The following is a 16,369-nucleotide window of genomic DNA, read 5'->3' as shown; positions in this document are numbered from 1 at the left end:
GTCAGCGGACCCTGATAGTGCGACCAGACTCTCCGGGGAAGTCCTGAAACAGAGCCGCCGCGAGCCGGTCCGCGGCGCCTGCCCGGCTGGCCAGCGGAGTGCCGCCGAGGGCCTCCATTTCGGCATGGCCTTCCCAGGCCACGGTCGCGTCGGAGCGGCGCTGGATTCGCACCGCGAGCTGCGTCGCGACGACTTGGTTGGGCTGGCCGGTGATCGGGATCGTCGCGCCTACGCCGCCGGCGACTCCGCCCCCGTGGCCGTAGCGGCCGTAATCGGCCCCGCCGACTCCGACGCCGATGCTGAAGCCCGATCCCTGGACGAGGTGCGCGGACTGGTCGACGCGAATCACCGCGACCTGCTCGGAACGCGCATTGCCGTGGACGACGTTCCAGCCGAGCCGGGCCAGCTCGCGCTCGACCGAGGCGGCGATCTGGCCGAATTCGAGGCTTCCCGAATCGCCGGCTGCGGCCGGCTCGATCGCGATCTCTCCGCGCGCGATCAGCTGGCCGAGGTGGAAGCTGGTCGCCGTCGCATAGCGCTGGACGCCCTGATCGGCGGCGCAGCCCCCAAGGGCGGCAAGGGCAAGCAACGCGGCACAGCGGGATGCGAATTTGCTCATATGTCCACCTCGTTCTTAACCAGCGAGACTGTATGGAGGTGTAACGAGTTTAGCCCGATTTTGCTGCATCGGACAAACAGGGACGCGAATGGCTGAAGGAAAGACGGCGGTGCTGGTGACCGGGGGCGCCGGCTATATCGGCAGCCATGCCGTTCTGGCGCTGCTCGACGCCGGCTGGCCGGTGGTCGTGCTCGACGATCTTTCGACCGGCTTCGCCTGGGCCGTTCCCGAGGGCGCGGCCTTCGCCAAGGGCGACATCGCCGACCGCGCGCTGGTCGCGCGCCTGATCGAGGAGCACCGGATCGGTGCGATCATGCACTTCGCGGGGTCGGTCGTGGTCCCCGAATCCGTCGCCGACCCGCTCAAATATTACGAGAACAACACGGTGAAGAGCCGCGCCTTGATCGCCGGGGCCATCGAAGGCGGGGTCCGCCGCTTCATCTTCTCCTCGACCGCCGCGGTCTACGGCATCCCCAACACGATGCCGGTGGCCGAGGACTCGCCCACGGCGCCGATCAACCCCTATGGCGCCTCGAAGCTGATGACCGAGCGTATGCTTGCCGACGCGGCCGCGGCCCATCCCTTGAGCGTCGGCATCCTGCGCTATTTCAACGTCGCCGGCGCCGACCCGCGCGGCCGCGCCGGGCTCTCCACCGAGGGCGCGACCCATCTGGTCAAGGTCGCGGTCGAGGCGGCGGCCGGCAAGCGCGGACACGTCGACATTTACGGCACCGATTTCGATACGCCCGACGGCACCGGCGTACGCGACTATATCCACGTGACCGACCTCGCGGAGGCCCATGTGCGCACGCTCGAGCGGCTGATCGCCAGGCCGGACGAGAATCTGCTGCTCAACTGCGGCTATGGCCACGGTTTTTCGGTGCTGGAGGTGTTCGAGAGCGTCGACCGGGTCGCCGGTCGGGCGATCGAACGCCGAGCCGCGCCGCGCCGGGCGGGCGATCCGCCCTCGGTCGTCGCCGACAATCGCCGAATCCTTGAAACGCTCGATTGGCGCCCCGAGCGCGACGATCTCGACACCATCGTCGCCGACGCTTTGGCCTGGGAGCGCAAGCTGGCCTCGCGCTTGACTTGAAACGCCTCCGCCACTAGGTGGGCGCCTCGCAATTCTCCGCACAACAGCATCGATAGAAGACAGGCAGGCGTTCCAGGCCATGAAGATCCGCAACTCCTTGAAGTCCCTCAAGTCGCGCCACCGCGACTGCCGCGTGATCCGCCGCCGGGGCCGCACCTACGTCATCAACAAGACCAACCGCCGTTTCAAGGCGCGCCAGGGCTAAGCCTCAGGTGGCTATTTCCGCCGTCGTCTTCGACGTCGGCAACGTCCTCTACGGCTGGGATCCCGATTCCTTCCTCGTCCGCCAGATCGCGGACGACGAGGCGCGGCTGCGGTTCATCGAGGACACGGCGCTCTTCGCCTGGCACGAGACGCTCGATGGCGGCCGGCCCTATACCGAGGCCGCGGCCGAGCTCAACGAGCGCTTCCCCGAATATGCCCACTTGATCGCCGCCTGGAGCGAGCGCTTCGGCGAGACGATCACCGGCCCGGTGCCGGGCACGCACGAGATCGTCGAGGCGCTCGACGCCAGGGGCGTGCCGCTCTTCGCGATCACCAATTTCTCGGCCGATTTCTGGCCGCCTTTCCACGCGCGCGAGCAGGCCTTCTTCGCGCGCTTCCGCGACATCCTCGTCTCCGGCGAGGTCAAGCTGCTCAAGCCCGATCCCGCCATCTACTGGCTGGCGCTCGACCGCTTCCGGCTGAGGCCCGCCGAGGCGCTGCTGGTCGACGACCGTGCGGTCAACGTCGAGGGCGCGCTGGCGATCGGCATGCAGGCCCACCTCTTCACCGGCGCGGACGACCTGCGCGCGAGGCTCGAGGCCGAAGGCCTGCTCTGAACCTTTGCCCGCCGGGCGCATTATCCGGCGTGTGAGACAAAGGTGGCCCGAGAAACTGTGGATCGTCCGCCACGGGCAGAGCGCCGGCAACGTCGCGAGCGAGGCGGCGCAGGCTGCCAATCTCGGAATGATCGACATCGATACGCGCGACGTCGACGTTCCGCTCTCCGAGCTCGGCCACGAGCAGGCCCGGGCGCTGGGCCGCTGGTTCGCCGCTTTGCCGGAAGAGCAGAAGCCCGAGATCGTCCTCTCCTCGCCTTATGTGCGGGCCCGCCAGACGGCGCGGGCGATCTGCGAGGCGGGCGGGGTGGGCGAGAGCGGCCGCCAGCCGATCGTCGACGAGCGCCTGCGCGAGCGCGAGTTCGGCGTCCTCGACCGGCTGACCACGAGCGGCATCCGCCAGCGCCATCCCGACCTCGCCGATCATCGCGCGCGCCTCGGCAAATTCTATTTCCGAGCGCCCGGCGGCGAGAGCTGGGCCGACGTCATCCTGCGCCTCAGGAGCGCGCTCGACACGGTCAGCCTTCATCATGCCGACCGCCGCGTCCTGATCGTCTGCCACCAGGTCGTCGTCCTGTGCCTTCGCTACATCCTCGAGGAGCTCGACGAGGCGCAGATCCTGGCGATCGACAGCCAGGGCGACGTCGTCAATTGCGGCGTATGCGAATATGATTTCGAGCCCGACGACGCCAAGGCCTGCGTGCCAAGGCTCGCCCGCTACAATTTCGCCGCGCCCTTGATCGAGGAGGCGGCCCCGGTCACCTCCGAGCCCGATGCGATGGTGGCGACGCGGTGAGCGATTCATGAGTCATCCCGGCGGAAGCCGGGACCCATGAACGTCGATGGTGCCGAAGAAAGCGACGACGCTTTCGCTTCTCACGGATATCTCGGTGTTCATGGGTCCCGGCTTTCGCCGGGATGACTCAAGGGTTACCCCGCCCGGTGCTTCTCCAGCTCGTCCCCGATCAGCCGGGCGACGTGAACGACATTGGTCGACCCCGGGACGCCGAAGGGCACTCCGGCGGTGACGATGATCCGGTCGCCGCCCTTGGCGAGGCCGTGGCGGATCGCCATGCGCTTCGACTTGCCGACCATTTCTTCGAAGCTGTGGACGTCGCGGGTGCGCACCGCATGAGCCCCCCACAACAGCCCGAGGTGCCGGGCGGTCCTGAGCGAGGGCGTCAGCACCAGCAGCGGCACGGTCGGCCGCTCGCGCGCCACCCGCCGCGCGGTCGAGCCCGAGCTGGTGAAGCAGACGATGGCGTTGGCGGTGACGGTGCGGACGATATCGCTCGCGGCGCGCGCGATGGCGTCGTTGGTGGTCGCGTCGGGCAGGGTCTCGGTGAAGTGGACCCGGGCATAGTGCGTCGGGTCCTGCTCGACGCTGGTCGCGATCTTGTTCATCATCTCGACCGCCTCGCACGGAAACTGGCCGGAGGCGCTCTCCGCCGAAAGCATGATCGCGTCGGCGCCGTCATAGACCGCGGTGGCGACGTCGGAGACCTCGGCCCGGGTCGGCGAGGGCGAGGAGATCATCGATTCGAGCATCTGGGTCGCGACGACCACCGGCCGCCCCATCCGCCGCGCCGCCTCGACGATGCGCTTCTGAAGCGGCGGCACCTCCTCGGGCGGCATCTCGACGCCGAGGTCGCCGCGAGCGACCATCACCGCGTCGGCGAGCTCCAATATGCCCTCCAGCCGCTCGATCGCCGCCGGCTTCTCGATCTTGGCGAGCAGATTGGCCTTGCCGCCGATCAGCCGCCGCGCCTCGGCCACATCCTCGGGCCGCTGGACGAAGGAGAGCGCGATCCAGTCGACATGCTGCTCGAGCGCGAAGGCGAGGTCGGCGCGGTCCTTCTCGGTCAGCGCCGCCAGCGGAAGCACCACGTCGGGCACGTTGAGGCCCTTGTTGTTGGAGATCGTGCCGCCGACCTCGACCCTGGTCTCGATCCTGTCGGCGCCCGCCTCGATCACCCGGAAGACCAGCTTGCCGTCGTCGACCAGCAGCCGGGTCCCGGGTTCGACCGCGGCGAAAATTTCGGGATGGGGCAGGGTGGCGCGCTTGCTATCGCCCGGCGTCTTGTCGCGGTCGAAGGTGAAGAGCTGCCCGTTCTTCAGCACCGCCTTGTCGCCCGCGAACCTGCCGACGCGAAGCTTCGGCCCCTGCAGGTCGGCGACGATCGTCGTCGGCCGGTCGAGCTCGTGCTCGATCTCCCGGATCGCCGCGATCCGCCGGGCGTGATCCGCGTGGGTGCCGTGGCTCATGTTGATTCGAAAGGCGTCGGCGCCGGCCTCGGCGAGCCGGCGGATCATCGCCGGCGTGTCGGAAGCAGGCCCCAAGGTGGCAAGAATGCGCACCTTGCGGCTGCGCGGCACGAAGCGGCTCTGGCTGTTCTGTTTGGTCGGCATCGGACCAAGGGCAATAAAGGGTAGAGGGGCGAGCGCAAGGCGCTTGAGCGCCGCGAGGGGAGCCCGTAGAGCCGCTCCTCAACCCGAATCCGATGGAGCGTGAATTGGCGGAAGGAAGCATCGCGGCTGACGAACTCAGGCTGCTGATCGAGCGGATCGAGCGGCTCGAGGAGGAGAAGAAGGCGATGGCGGACGATATCCGCGACGTCTACGCTGAGGCCAAGGCCCGCGGCTACGATCCAAAGACGATGCGCACCGTGGTGCGCCTGCGCAAGATGGAGAGCCACGTCCGCCAGGAGGCCGAGGCTTTGCTCGACACCTACAAGGCAGCGCTGGGACTCGGCTGATCCGTCAAGGTATCGGGTACGTCTCGCTCACCGAGGGTCTCTGGCGGGCGGTCCGCCGGCTTTGCGCTTAGGCGCGGCGGCTCCACGCCATCGCTCTAATCAGGCTTGGCGCACCGCGGCACAGGGGCTGCTCGCGCCCCGGCCATCCGGCCCCCATTTGCGATACCCGTTCGAATCGACATGAAATCGCCGGCCCGAATAGAAGCCGAGCCCGGCGTCGTAGCTGCGCCCGTCGTGGGCGTGGGCGCGGCAGACGCTTTGGATCATGGCCGATCGGGTCACGGCGGCGTTCACCGGGGTCAGATCGAGCGCGAAGAACTGCCGGTGGGCGCTTCGCGGCGCTCCGGCCGAGCAGGCGTTGAGATGCTCGTTGCGATAGGCGCTGAGCGCCTCGACCTCGCCGACCGCGGGCTTCACCTTGTCGCGCACGAACCGAAGCGTCTCGACGATATGGTCCCACTTATCGGCCGGCGCGACCTCGAACGGCTCCGCCCCGCATTCGCGCCACGACGAGGAGGTGCGCACCAGCTGCCACAGCGGAACGACGCCGGCCACGCCCTCGGCGGTCAGCCGAGCCTGAAAGGCATCGATCGCCGCCCGGTTGGCGCTGGAGCGGCCCAGCCAGGCGCGGAACTGCGCCGCATCCTGTCCCGGCGCGAGGCCGGATTCATGGTCGTGATCGTGGCCGGCGGGAAGCCCGTAAGCCGCGGCCGGCGACACCTCCGGCGTGGGCGCCTGCGCCTGCACGGTTGCGGTCTGCACGGGCTGATCCTGGGTCACACCCAAGGACGCGCCGGGCGCGAGAAAGAGCGTTGCCGCTAGCGCGGCCGCCGTGATAAATTGTCGCATTTCAACAAGATAGGGAGAATATCGCGGTCTTCAAGGCGCTGCGGCCGTGCAGAGGCGACGAGTCGTTCAAACCGCGGGACGGGCTGCGGAACCATGCGGGCGGGCGCCGCGCGTCGCTAGTTGCGAGGCAGGTCGCGGCAATCCAGAAAACCTCGGAGTCAGCTCCTGAACCGTTCCCCGGCGAAGGCCGGGGCCCAGGAGCCGAAGGCTTCTGGAAGGCTGGCAGCGGACTCGCCGCGCTGGGGATTTGCGCGGTGGAGCTTCGTTAGTCCATTCGAACCCGGCTCGCGCCGGCCTGGACCCCGGCCTTCGCCGGGGAACGATCCACTCCATCCCCCTTCCCTGAAGGAAGGGGAGCTAGCGCGGCGGCACCGGCGCCGGGGGCGGGCTGGTCACGTTGGGCTGGAACGGCATCACCGGCGGCTGAGCCACCGGGACGGTCGACGGCCGGACCGGCACCGCCTCCGGGTCGCCGCCGCGCTCGAGTACCGCGCAGGGGCTTTCGTTGCCCGCCGGACCGGCGCTGCCCCAGCGGCGGAAGCTTCGCGTGTCGATGTGGAATCGGGTGAACGTGTAGAAGCCGAGGCCGACGCCGGCCGCCGCTCCGTAGCGCGCGTGGACCGGGCAGATCTCCTCGAACAATTGCCGCCGCGTGGTCGGCCGCTTGGGCACCAGGTCGAGCGCGAAGAAATCGAGGTGGGCGCTTCGCTCGGAGCCGCGGGCGCAATTGTTGAGCGCGGGGTTGCGGTAGCCGGAGACCGCCTCGACCTCGCCGACCGCGGGCTTCACATGGTCGCGGATGAAGCGGAGCGTGTCGACCATTCCGGGCCAGAGCGTGAAGGGCGGCACCTCGAACGGCTGGCCGCCGCATTCGCGCCACATGCTCGCGGTCCGGATCACCTGCCATGTCGGAAGAACGCCGCGAACGCCGGCCACGTCCTGCCAGGATTCGAACGACAGCACCTGGCCCTGACGGCCCGGGCCGCCGGCGGCGAGCCAGGCCTGATACTCGGCCTCGCCCTGACCGACGGGCAGTTCCTGCGCGCGCGCGGGCGTGGGCGCGGCGGTCAGGAAGAGGAGGGCGAAGGCGAGCGTAAGGAGGGTCCGCATCGGCTTTCGATAGCAGCGCGAATGCGCCCGGCATAGCTAATGGGACGGTAACCAGACCCTTTGAGCGGCGATTAGCTTTAATCGGGCAAAAGCACCCTCGCGAAGAGCCCGACAGGGCCTTGGAGGGATAAAGATGCACCAATCCGACGGGCGCGCCCCGGACGCGTCTCCTGCACATGGCAAGGGGTTCCTGACGCGGCTGCGCAGCGATTCGCGCGGCAACACGCTTGCGATTCTGGGCGCCGCTCTGGTGCCGCTGGCGGCGATGATCGGCTCGGGAGTCGACATGAGCCGCGCCTACATGGCCAAGACCCGCCTGCAGAGCGCCTGCGACGCCGCCGCCCTCGCCGGCCGCCGGGTGATGGTCAACGACACGCTCGACACCAACGTGCGCACCGAGGCCACCCGCTTCTTCAACTTCAACTTCCAGCAGGGCCTCTACCAAACTCGCCCGTTCACGCCCAGCATCACCCGGCCGACGTCAGGAACGATCCGAGTGAGCGCCTCGACGCGCATACCGACCTCCATCATGCGCATCCTCGGCTTCGATTCGATGCCGCTCAACGTCACCTGCGACGCATCGTTGAACTTCGTGAATACGGACGTGATGCTGGTCCTCGACGTCACCGGATCGATGGCCGATCCGCTCAACGGCACCAACAAGATCGTTTCGCTGCGCGACGCGGTGATGGCGCTCTACGACGAGCTCGCGCCGATCCAGACTCAGCTCGAAGCGAACGGCATGCGGCTGCGCTACGGAGTCGTGCCTTATTCGAGCACGGTCAACGTCGGGACGCTGATCCGCGGCGTGAATCCCGATTATCTGGTCAACAGCTCGGCCGTGCAGTCGCGCGTCGCCCGCTACGACCAGCTGACCTATGTCGGCGATCCCGATCCGCCCCAGGCGCCGGTGACGCAGGTCTACGGCAGTTCGATTTCGCAGACCGATTGCGACAAATACGGCCGCAACGTCGCGTTCAGCGGCTTCACCCCGAGCGCCAATCAGGGCGGCGGCCCGGCTCCGCAGCCGAGCTGGACGCGCACCTTCTCGAACGACGAAACCAGCGGCGTCGACTGGGGATGGCCCGGCGCGCCGGACACCTCCTCCAACAGCCGTTCCTGCCGTCGCCACTATGTCCAGGTCAACACGCCGACCTACGAGACGCGCTATCGCTGGAGCGCCACCTTGTGGCAGCAGGAGCCGATCGACGTCAGCCAGTACAAGCTCGGCACTCCGATCCAGATCGCGACAGCCGCCACCACCATATCAAACGACAACGACGTCACGAATGACGGCTACGTCACGACGCCCGGAATCTATGACGGAGAAGAGCTCGGTGTCGCCGGCGCTCAGATAACGAAGACGAATATCACCTGGGCCGGCTGCATCGAGGAGAGGCAGACCGCCGCACCGAATCTGATCACGTCGACCACGCCGGCGAACCTGGCGATTCCGGCGACCGCTTACGATCTGGACATCAACCTCATCCCGACCAACGACGCCACGCGCTGGCACCCGGCGCTGCCGCAGCTCGCCTATAGCCGCACCTCTTCGACCAGCGGCGTAAACTCGCCGGTCGGCTCGGCTTGCCCCGCGGCGGCGGTGCGCCTCACCGCGTTCACCCGCAGCGCAATGCAGTCCTATGTCAACGCGCTCACGCCGACCGGAAGTACCTATCACGACATCGGCATGCTGTGGGGCGCTCGGATGCTCTCGAGCGGCGGCATCTTCCACGACAGCCCGGACACGTACAATTCGATGCCCGTCGCGCGGCACATCATCTTCATGACCGACGGCCAGATGGATACCGATCCCGGCATCTACACCTTCATGGGCATCGAAAAGAACGACCAGCGCGTGAGCGGCCAGGCCGCTCCGACCGAAGCCGAGCTCAACGGCCGCCACATGCAGCGGTTCAAGATGATCTGCAACGCGGCCAAGAGCCTGAACATCTCGATCTGGGTGATCGCCTTCGGGACGACTCTGACCAGCGAGATGCAGGGCTGCGCGAGCAATGCCAACCAGGCGTCGACCATCTCGGACCGCAACGCCCTCATCGCCCGCTTCCGCCAGATCGGCAGCAACATCGGCGCTCTGAGGCTGACGCAGTGAGCCGCCGTTCCTTCCTCCGCGCGCTGCGGCGCGACGCCGGCGGAGCGACGATCGTCGAGTTCGCTTTGATCCTGCCGGTGATGTGCGGCCTGCTGGTCGGCGTGGTCGACCTCGGCTACCGCAGCTACGTCTCGTCGATCGTGCAGGGGGCGCTTCACGAGGCGGCGCGGATGGGCACCGTCGGCGGTATTTCGACCGACACGATCGCGGCCCAGGTCCGAACCAGGCTTCGGGACTTCTCGCGCGACGCGACGGTGACCGTCACGACCCGCTCCTATGCGGACTTCACCGGGGTCAGGACGCCCGAGACGATCACCCAGGATACGGTGCCGCTCGGCCAGTATAATGCCGGGGATTGCTACCAGGATTTCAACGGCAACGGCCAATTTGATCTCGATCGGGGCCGCACCGGCATGGGCAATGCCGAGGACGTCGTCTATTTCGAGGTGCGGATGGTCTATCCGCGAATCGTCCCGGTCGGGAATCTCTTCGGCTGGAGCGACAACGTCACGATCAACCAGAATACCGTGCTGCGCAACCAGCCCTTCGCGGCCCGCAACACCGGGGTGTCGATCCGATGCAACTGACCCTTCCCGCCCCGCTGCGGCGCGGCGCGCGCTTCGCTCGGCGCCTGCGCGCTTGCGAAGGCGGCCTCGCCTTCATCGAATTCGCCATGGCTTTGCCGGTGCTCGTCACGCTCGGCCTGGTCGGGCTCGAAACCGCCAACCTCGCCATGGCGCACCTTCGAGTCAGCAACATCGCCATGCTCGCCGCCGACAATGCGGCGCGGGTTCGCGACAGCATCGACGAAGCCAACGTCATCGAGCTTCTGACCGGCGCGAAGATGACCGGCGACAGCATCCGCTTCCGCCAGAACGGGCGGATCATCCTTTCCAGCGTCGAGCCGAACGCGGCCGGCCTGAACGGCGCCAGCACCGGCCAGTGGATCCGATGGCAGCGCTGCGACGGAGCGCGCAACGTCGCCTCCAGTTACGGCCCCCAGGGCACCGGCCAGAACAACGCCAATCTGCAGGCGGTGGGCCCTCCCGGAAACCGGATCGCGGCGACGACGGGGACCGCGATCATGCTCGTCGAGGTGGTCTACAACTACCAGCCGCTCGTCTCGGATACGATCTTCGGGACTCGAATCATCCGCTACGAAAGCGCCTTCAACGTGCGCCAGCGGACCAATCAGGTGATCACCAACGTCGGCAACGCGACGCCGAAGAACTGCAACGTTTTCAACGCCTGAGGGGGGCGTTGCGGCTCGCGCGCCGCGTCCCTAGACTGGGCGCATGAGCGCACCCATCAGCGTCGACCTCCCCCACCGCCTCGGAGCCGAGGAGGCCAAGAGGCGCATCGCCAGCAACGTCGGCGGGCTCACCGCCCATCTGCCCTCGGGCGCGCAGGTGCGCTCGCAATGGGAGGGCGATCTCATGAGGCTCGGCGTCGCCGTCATGGGGCAGGAGATCGACGCCTCGCTCGACGTGCGCGAGAGCCTGGTGCGGGTGACCGTGGTTCTCCCGCCCGCGCTCGCCTTCTTCGGCAAGGCGATCGAGGCGGGCCTCAGGCGCTCCGCCCCCGAGCTGCTCGAGGACCGCACGAAGAAGGCCTAGCGCGCCCCGTCCCCGGCGCGCTACACCCGCCGGGCAAAGCGAACGGGAGGCGGGATGCGGCATGTAGCGGTGATCGGGTCGGGCCCCGCCGGCTATTATTGCGCGGAGGCGCTGCAGAAGAATTTCGGCGACGGCGTCCGGGTCGACATGATCGACCGAATGCCGGTCCCCTACGGCCTGATCCGCTTCGGAGTCGCGCCCGATCACCAGTCGATCAAGGCCGTCGCCAAGCGCTACGAAAAGGTCGCTCTGAGCGAAAATGTGCGCTTCGTCGGCAACGTGCTGGTCGGGCGCGACGTTTCGATCCCCGAATTGCTCGAGCTCTACGATGCGGTCATCCTCGCCACCGGCGCGCCTGACGACCGGACCCTTGAGATACCGGGCGGCGACCTCCCCGGCGTGGTCGGATCGGCGGCGTTCGTCGGCTGGTATAACGGCCATCCCGAATTCGCCGATCTCGATCCGCCGCTGGACGTCGAGGCCGCCGCGGTGATCGGCAACGGCAACGTCGCTCTCGACGTCGCTCGGATCCTTTCCAAGACTCCGGCCGAGTTCGCCGGATCGGACATCGTCGCCCACGCTTTCTCGAAGCTCGGCAATTCGGCGATCCGAAGGATCGACGTGCTCGGCCGGCGCGGGCCTCACCAGATCGCGATGACTCCCAAGGAGCTCGGCGAACTCGGTCATCTGGAGGAAGCCGTCCCGATCGTCGACCTCGCCGATTTTCCGCCTGCGCTCGACGACGCCCTGCTCGAGCCCGGCCAGCGCAAATCGGTGACCCATTTGCGCGACTTCGCGGGGCTCGCGGCGGACAAGCCCAAGCGCATCGTATTCGACTTCTTCGCCAAGCCGGTGGCCGTAGAGGGCGAGGGCAAGGTGGAGCGGCTGATCGTCGAAAGGACTCGGCTCGACGAGAGGGGCGCCGCGGTCGGCACCGGGGAGACGTACGAAATTCCCTGCGGGCTGGTGGTCACCTGCATCGGCTACAAGACGCCGCCGATACCGGGAGTCGCCTATGAGGAGGATCGCGGCCGCTTCGCCAATGCCGACGGAGTGATCGGCGGCGGGCTCTACTGCGTCGGCTGGGCGCGGCGGGGCCCGACGGGCACGATCGGCACCAACCGTCCGGACGGCTACGAGGTGGCCGAGCGAATCGCGGCCGATGTCGGGCAGGGCGGCGGACGCAAGGAAGGGCGGCCCGGGCTCGACCGGCTGCTGGAGAGCCGCGGGGTCGAGATCGTGACCTTTCGCGACTGGCAACGGATCGAGGCGGCGGAGGCGGCCCGCGCGCGCGAAGGGTCCCCACGCGAAAAATTCGTGGCGATCGCCGAGATGCTCGGCGCCCGGGGCGGCTGAGGATCGCGCTAGGGCGAGCGGTTATCGGAAATGCGGCGGGGAGGGGGAGATGGCAGCGAAGGGGAACGAGGCGCTTTCGAACGAGGAGCGGCTGCGCGCCGCGATCGGCCCTCGGGCCGATTATTATCTGCGCCGCTGGCGGGAGATGGACGAGAGGCGCTGCGTGACCAGCTGGAATTGGGCGGCCTGCTTCGCCGGCGCCTATTGGCTGGTCTTCCGCAAGATGTGGCTTGCCCTCGCCTTGTTCATCCTCGCCAATATCGCGGTCAGCGCGCTCGGCGCGGCGGTCCCGGGCCTCGGCCGGTACACGCCGGCGCTGCTGGTCCTGCTCACCTTCTTGACCGGGGGCTACGGAAATTATTTCTACCGGCGGCGGATCGAGAAGCTGGTGGCGAGCGGCGCTGAGCCAGAGCAATTGGCGAAGCGCGGCGGGACGTCTCCGCTCGCGCTGATCGTCGCTCTGGCGCTTAGCGGCGCGCTGGCCGCTGTGGCGGCGAAGCCTCTCCTGCGGCAAATCGAGGCGGAGCGCGCCGCCCGCTTGCACTCGGCATGACCCCTCCCTATAGACGCCCGGCCCCGCCGGCCGCGGAGTTCAATCTCCGGGGCCGAGCGCATCGGTCGGGGAGTAGCTCAGCCTGGTAGAGCACTGTCTTCGGGAGGCAGGGGCCGGAGGTTCGAATCCTCTCTCCCCGACCATGACGCTGTTGCGCGGTGCCCCCGCACTGCGCAGCCCCGTCCGGGGGGACGGGGCGTGCAGCGTCATCGTGACGCCAAAACGGCGAGAATCCGCGCCGCGAGAGTCGCGGAGAGCTTGGTTCAACTCCTGAAGCAGGGTCTTTTACCGTATTGGGTGCATATTGACTCGCGCCGTCGAAGGGCGCCTCTTCATGATCTCTTCAACAAGAGGAGGGACTCATGAAGAAGCTATTGATAGCATTCGGCCTGTCCACGGCCGCGTTGATCGGCGTCTATGCTTTCCCGGCGGAAGCTCAGGTCCAGTGCCAGCCCGGCTATGATCGGATCGTTTATTACATGCCCTACCCCAACGGTCCGGTTTCGGGCACCGAAGTCTTCTACTGCGACGGCCACAGCACGCTGATCGGCCGCCTGGACGCCTATGAGGACATTACGTACTGCAATTGGTGCTGAACGACGGGCGCGGCTTCCTCGTCTTCCGGGAGGGAGCCGGCAGCCCCCTACAGGCCCTGGGCCAGCAGATGCTTTTGAATCTTCCCCGCCGAGGTGCGCGGGAATTCGGCGACGAAATCGAAGCGGCGCGGCACCTTGTAGGGGGCCAGCCGCGCTCGGCAGAAGTCCTGGAGCTCCCCGGGCGCCGGGCGCGAGCCGCCTTGCGCGAGCTGGACGAAAGCGCGGCCGACCTCCCCCCATTTGGGATCCGTCTCCGCCAGAACGGCGGCGTCGACGACCCCCGGATGGGCGGCCAGGACATTCTCCACCTCGGCGGGATAGACGTTCTCGCCGCCCGAGATGAACATCTCCTTGTGCCGGCCGGCGATCCAGAAAACGCCGTCGCCGTCGCACCGGGCGAGGTCGCCGGAAATCAGCCAGCCGTCCGCAGTGAACGCGGCGGCGGTCGCCTCCGGGTTTCGCCAATAGCCGGGCGTGATTGCGGGGCCGGCGAACTGCAGCTCGCCGACCTCTCCGGCTTTCGCCTCCAGCCCGTCCTTGCCCACGATCCTTGCAGAGCAAAGCAGTTGCGGGCGGCCGACCGAACCGATCCGCGTCCAGGCCTCGGCCGGATCGACGAGAAAGGCGGTCGGACCCGTTTCGGTCATCCCCATGCCCGCGCAGAGGCGGATTCCGAGATCGGGGCAGGCGAGCGCGACGGCGTCCGGCAGGGGCGCACCGCCGCAGCCCCAGTGGCGGACATGCTCGAGCGGCGCGGCGGCGAAACGGGGGTGTTCGAGCAGGCCCTGATAGACGGTCGGCACGCCGAAGACCGTATCGAGCCGCCGCCCCTCCAGAAGGGCGACGATGCGGTCCCTATCGAACCCGTCCATCACGATCACCCGGCCGCCGGCGATCAGCGTCGGAAGGGCGTGCAGGTTGATTCCCGCGGTGTGGAAGACGGGCAGGAAGGCGAGAGTCGTGTCCGTGCCGGTCAGGCGAATCGCGCCGCCGATATTGACGTAGTTCGCCAGCGCCATGCGGAAGGTGTAGATCACCCCTTTGGGCTGGCCGGTCGTTCCCGACGTGTAGATCAGGTACCAGATTCCGTCCGCGGGCCAGCGTGCGCGCCAGCGCCGGACCGGAGCCGCGGCGAGCCGCTCCTCATAGTCTCCGTCCAGGTCGACTTTCGCGGGCAGCGCCAGCGCGTCTGCCGCCGCGGCTTCTTCGGCCCCGTGAAAAATCAGGCTCGGCGCTGCGTCGGCGACGAGGCCGTTCAGCTCGGCCGCCGGCATGCGCCAGTTGAGCGGCACGAGGATCGCTCCGAGCTTGGCGCAGGCGAACAGGATCTCGAAGAATTCGGTTCGGTTGCGGCTGAGGATCGCGACCCGGTCGCCTTCGCCGACGCCGAGCGACTCCATCATCCCCGCCGCCCGCCCGGCACGCGAATCGAGCTCCGCATAGGTCAGCGTGCGCCCCGTGGCCGAATCCTCGAGCGCGACCCGGCCGCCCTGAAGCATGGCCCGCTTGGCGATCAGATCGGGCGGGTCGCCGATCATCTTTTGCGCAAGCCCTCGGAAACGAGATCGATGGCGCGGTCGGCGACTTCGGCGGGCTCCATGTCCTGGCGCCAGAGGCCGTAGCGCATGCCGAGGAAGACGCTCATCCCGATCAGCGCCCAGGCGCGCAGCTCGTCGGGGCCTTCGGCGATCTCGCCGCGCCTCCGCGCGGCCCCGAGCCCCTCGCGATAGCCTTCGACGAAGGTCAGGTAATGCTCGCGATAGGCGTCCTCGGCGACGAACTGCGCCTCCTCGATGATCCGGTAGAGCTCCGGATGCCTGCGGGTGAAGGCGATGAAGGCGGCAAGCCCGATGCGCTCGGCCGCGAGCCGGTCCGGCGCCCCGCGCACCGCTTCGGCGACATGGGCGCGGGTGGCGCGGCTCATGTCGCGGACGAGGGCGCGGAACAGCTCCTCCTTGCTCTCGAAATAGGTGTAGAACGTGCCGAGCGCCACACCGGCGCGCGCCGTGATCCCGGTGATCGCCGCCTCATGATAGCCGCGTTCGCCGAACTCCTGGGCGGCGGCCTCCAGCAGCTTGCGCACGGTCTTGCGGCCGCGCTCCGTGCGCGGCGCCTTGTCGGCCGAAACGGCGGTCTGGCCAAGCTCGCTCATGAAATCCTCTCCCCGAACGGAACTTGAACCGCCTTTCATCTTTTCGCAAGCGGCGGGCCCTTCGCCTTCGTCGCGGAAACTGCGGCTTAACAAATGTGTGTTAGGGTCGGACGCTCGTTGGGGAGAATACGTGGCCAAATTTGTCGTGCTCAGAAAGGGCGGCGGGGGGAAGGTCGCCATCAATCCGGACCAGGTCGCCTTCGTGCGCTCCGCGGCCGGAGCCTTTACCGATGTCTTCTTCAACGGCCAGCAAGTCGCGGTGGAAGGGAGCTTCGACGAGATCGTCAAGCTGCTCGGGCTTCCGGACGCGGCCTCCAACGGCGGCGGGGAACAGCCCCGATCCGCCTTTGGCCCTTTCGGCAGATAGGGCCCGCTGCGGGAACCGCTTCTTAACCCAGACACGGTAACCGAACGGATGTTGGGGGGTGGCTCGGCGTAAGGAGTCACGAGTGAAGCGTTTGTCGTTCCGTTTGTCGCAAGCCGTCGCCGGCGGCCGAGCCGCCAAGGCGGCGCCCGAATCGCGCGGGGTGGTCCTCGAGCGGCTGCTGCGCAAGCGTGCGGCCGCCTATCAGGCCGGCCTCGACGACCAGGAGCAGATGCTGCGCGACCAGATCAGATGGTCGCTGCCGATCGAGCGCGATCCGGAGGCGACGCCGGACGATCCCGCCTGAACTTGAATATTGACTCAACTTTCATTTTAGGCCACTGACCGCCCCGGCGGACGCTCCCTTCAGA

The 16,369-nt window shown here is 67.8% G+C and carries 20 protein-coding genes and 1 tRNA gene; 15 read left to right on the top strand and 6 right to left on the bottom strand.

All coding sequences use genetic code 11. The features are described 5' to 3' along the window. Window position 1 precedes the first annotated feature (1 nt). Window positions 2-619, bottom strand: a complete 618-nt coding sequence (locus E6G92_14130) for a DUF4136 domain-containing protein (GenBank protein ID TMJ17450.1) — start codon at window positions 617-619, stop codon at window positions 2-4. Between the two features lie 88 nt (window positions 620-707). Between E6G92_14130 and galE the strand changes: the two genes are divergently transcribed. From galE to E6G92_14110, 4 genes are all read left to right on the top strand, one after another. Then, window positions 708-1,712 carry a UDP-glucose 4-epimerase GalE gene (galE, locus tag E6G92_14125; protein ID TMJ17449.1) on the top strand — a complete coding sequence of 335 codons (1,005 nt, stop codon included), beginning with the start codon at window positions 708-710 and terminating at the stop codon, window positions 1,710-1,712. Window positions 1,713-1,791: 79 nt separating this feature from the next. Further along, window positions 1,792-1,917: a 50S ribosomal protein L36 gene (locus tag E6G92_14120; protein TMJ17448.1), complete on the top strand. Its 126-nt coding sequence runs from the start codon at window positions 1,792-1,794 to the stop codon at window positions 1,915-1,917. A gap of 7 nt (window positions 1,918-1,924) precedes the next feature. Continuing rightward, window positions 1,925-2,533: an HAD family phosphatase gene (locus tag E6G92_14115; GenBank protein TMJ17447.1), complete on the top strand. Its 609-nt coding sequence runs from the start codon at window positions 1,925-1,927 to the stop codon at window positions 2,531-2,533. A gap of 31 nt (window positions 2,534-2,564) precedes the next feature. Further along, entirely contained in the window at window positions 2,565-3,329 is a 765-nt protein-coding gene (locus E6G92_14110) for a histidine phosphatase family protein (GenBank protein TMJ17446.1), read from the top strand. A gap of 134 nt (window positions 3,330-3,463) precedes the next feature. Here the strand turns inward: E6G92_14110 and pyk are convergent, their stop codons facing one another. Beyond that, on the bottom strand, window positions 3,464-4,942 hold the full coding sequence (gene pyk, locus E6G92_14105) for a pyruvate kinase (GenBank protein TMJ17445.1): 1,479 nt from the start codon (window positions 4,940-4,942) through the stop codon (window positions 3,464-3,466). 92 nt (window positions 4,943-5,034) lie between these two features. Between pyk and E6G92_14100 the strand changes: the two genes are divergently transcribed. Continuing rightward, entirely contained in the window at window positions 5,035-5,289 is a 255-nt protein-coding gene (locus E6G92_14100) for a DUF2312 domain-containing protein (protein ID TMJ17444.1), read from the top strand. A 99-nt stretch (window positions 5,290-5,388) separates the two neighbouring features. On the opposite strand, the gene E6G92_14095 is transcribed toward E6G92_14100, so the two are convergent. Both E6G92_14095 and E6G92_14090 read right to left on the bottom strand, forming a co-directional pair. After that, a complete protein-coding gene (locus E6G92_14095) occupies window positions 5,389-6,138 on the bottom strand; it encodes a hypothetical protein (protein TMJ17443.1) in 750 nt (249 codons plus the stop codon). Between the two features lie 357 nt (window positions 6,139-6,495). Beyond that, window positions 6,496-7,248 carry a hypothetical protein gene (locus E6G92_14090; GenBank protein TMJ17442.1) on the bottom strand — a complete coding sequence of 251 codons (753 nt, stop codon included), beginning with the start codon at window positions 7,246-7,248 and terminating at the stop codon, window positions 6,496-6,498. Window positions 7,249-7,381: 133 nt separating this feature from the next. On the opposite strand from E6G92_14090, the gene E6G92_14085 reads away from it, so the two are divergent. The 8 genes from E6G92_14085 to E6G92_14050 all read left to right on the top strand — a co-directional run bounded on the left by E6G92_14085 (window position 7,382) and on the right by E6G92_14050 (window position 13,482). Further along, window positions 7,382-9,361 (top strand): hypothetical protein, encoded by a 1,980-nt coding sequence (locus E6G92_14085; protein ID TMJ17441.1) that lies wholly within the window; start codon window positions 7,382-7,384, stop codon window positions 9,359-9,361. Further along, window positions 9,358-9,948, top strand: a complete 591-nt coding sequence (locus E6G92_14080; GenBank protein ID TMJ17440.1) for a pilus assembly protein — start codon at window positions 9,358-9,360, stop codon at window positions 9,946-9,948. The genes E6G92_14085 and E6G92_14080 overlap by 4 nt, the downstream gene beginning before the upstream one ends. After that, window positions 9,939-10,613 carry a pilus assembly protein gene (locus tag E6G92_14075; protein ID TMJ17439.1) on the top strand — a complete coding sequence of 225 codons (675 nt, stop codon included), beginning with the start codon at window positions 9,939-9,941 and terminating at the stop codon, window positions 10,611-10,613. The genes E6G92_14080 and E6G92_14075 overlap by 10 nt, the downstream gene beginning before the upstream one ends. Window positions 10,614-10,656: 43 nt before the next feature. Beyond that, the gene (locus E6G92_14070) at window positions 10,657-10,977 is read left to right on the top strand and encodes a hypothetical protein (protein TMJ17438.1); all 321 of its coding nucleotides are present in this window, start codon (window positions 10,657-10,659) and stop codon (window positions 10,975-10,977) included. A 54-nt stretch (window positions 10,978-11,031) separates the two neighbouring features. Further along, window positions 11,032-12,333: a pyridine nucleotide-disulfide oxidoreductase gene (locus tag E6G92_14065; protein ID TMJ17437.1), complete on the top strand. Its 1,302-nt coding sequence runs from the start codon at window positions 11,032-11,034 to the stop codon at window positions 12,331-12,333. A 49-nt stretch (window positions 12,334-12,382) separates the two neighbouring features. Then, window positions 12,383-12,886, top strand: a complete 504-nt coding sequence (locus tag E6G92_14060) for a DUF2628 domain-containing protein (GenBank protein TMJ17436.1) — start codon at window positions 12,383-12,385, stop codon at window positions 12,884-12,886. 66 nt (window positions 12,887-12,952) lie between these two features. Continuing rightward, a tRNA-Pro gene (locus tag E6G92_14055) sits at window positions 12,953-13,029 on the top strand. Window positions 13,030-13,248: 219 nt separating this feature from the next. Next, a complete protein-coding gene (locus tag E6G92_14050) occupies window positions 13,249-13,482 on the top strand; it encodes a hypothetical protein (protein TMJ17435.1) in 234 nt (77 codons plus the stop codon). A 47-nt stretch (window positions 13,483-13,529) separates the two neighbouring features. Here E6G92_14050 and E6G92_14045 read toward each other — a convergent pair whose 3' ends face one another. Together E6G92_14045 and E6G92_14040 are read right to left on the bottom strand one after the other, a co-directional pair. Further along, on the bottom strand, window positions 13,530-15,020 hold the full coding sequence (locus tag E6G92_14045; protein ID TMJ17434.1) for a long-chain fatty acid--CoA ligase: 1,491 nt from the start codon (window positions 15,018-15,020) through the stop codon (window positions 13,530-13,532). After that, on the bottom strand, window positions 15,017-15,634 hold the full coding sequence (locus tag E6G92_14040) for a TetR/AcrR family transcriptional regulator (protein TMJ17433.1): 618 nt from the start codon (window positions 15,632-15,634) through the stop codon (window positions 15,017-15,019). Before E6G92_14040 ends, E6G92_14045 begins: the two co-directional genes overlap by 4 nt. Window positions 15,635-15,764: 130 nt before the next feature. Between E6G92_14040 and E6G92_14035 the strand changes: the two genes are divergently transcribed. Next, complete coding sequence (locus tag E6G92_14035; protein ID TMJ17432.1) at window positions 15,765-16,001, top strand: hypothetical protein; 237 nt, start codon at window positions 15,765-15,767, stop codon at window positions 15,999-16,001. 82 nt (window positions 16,002-16,083) lie between these two features. Further along, a complete protein-coding gene (locus tag E6G92_14030) occupies window positions 16,084-16,305 on the top strand; it encodes a hypothetical protein (GenBank protein ID TMJ17431.1) in 222 nt (73 codons plus the stop codon). Window positions 16,306-16,369: the final 64 nt, after the last annotated feature.

The sequence above is a fragment of the Alphaproteobacteria bacterium genome (assembly GCA_005883305.1).
Lineage (GTDB): Bacteria > Pseudomonadota > Alphaproteobacteria > Sphingomonadales > Sphingomonadaceae > Allosphingosinicella.
This window is presented reverse-complemented; position numbering and strand designations above follow the sequence as displayed.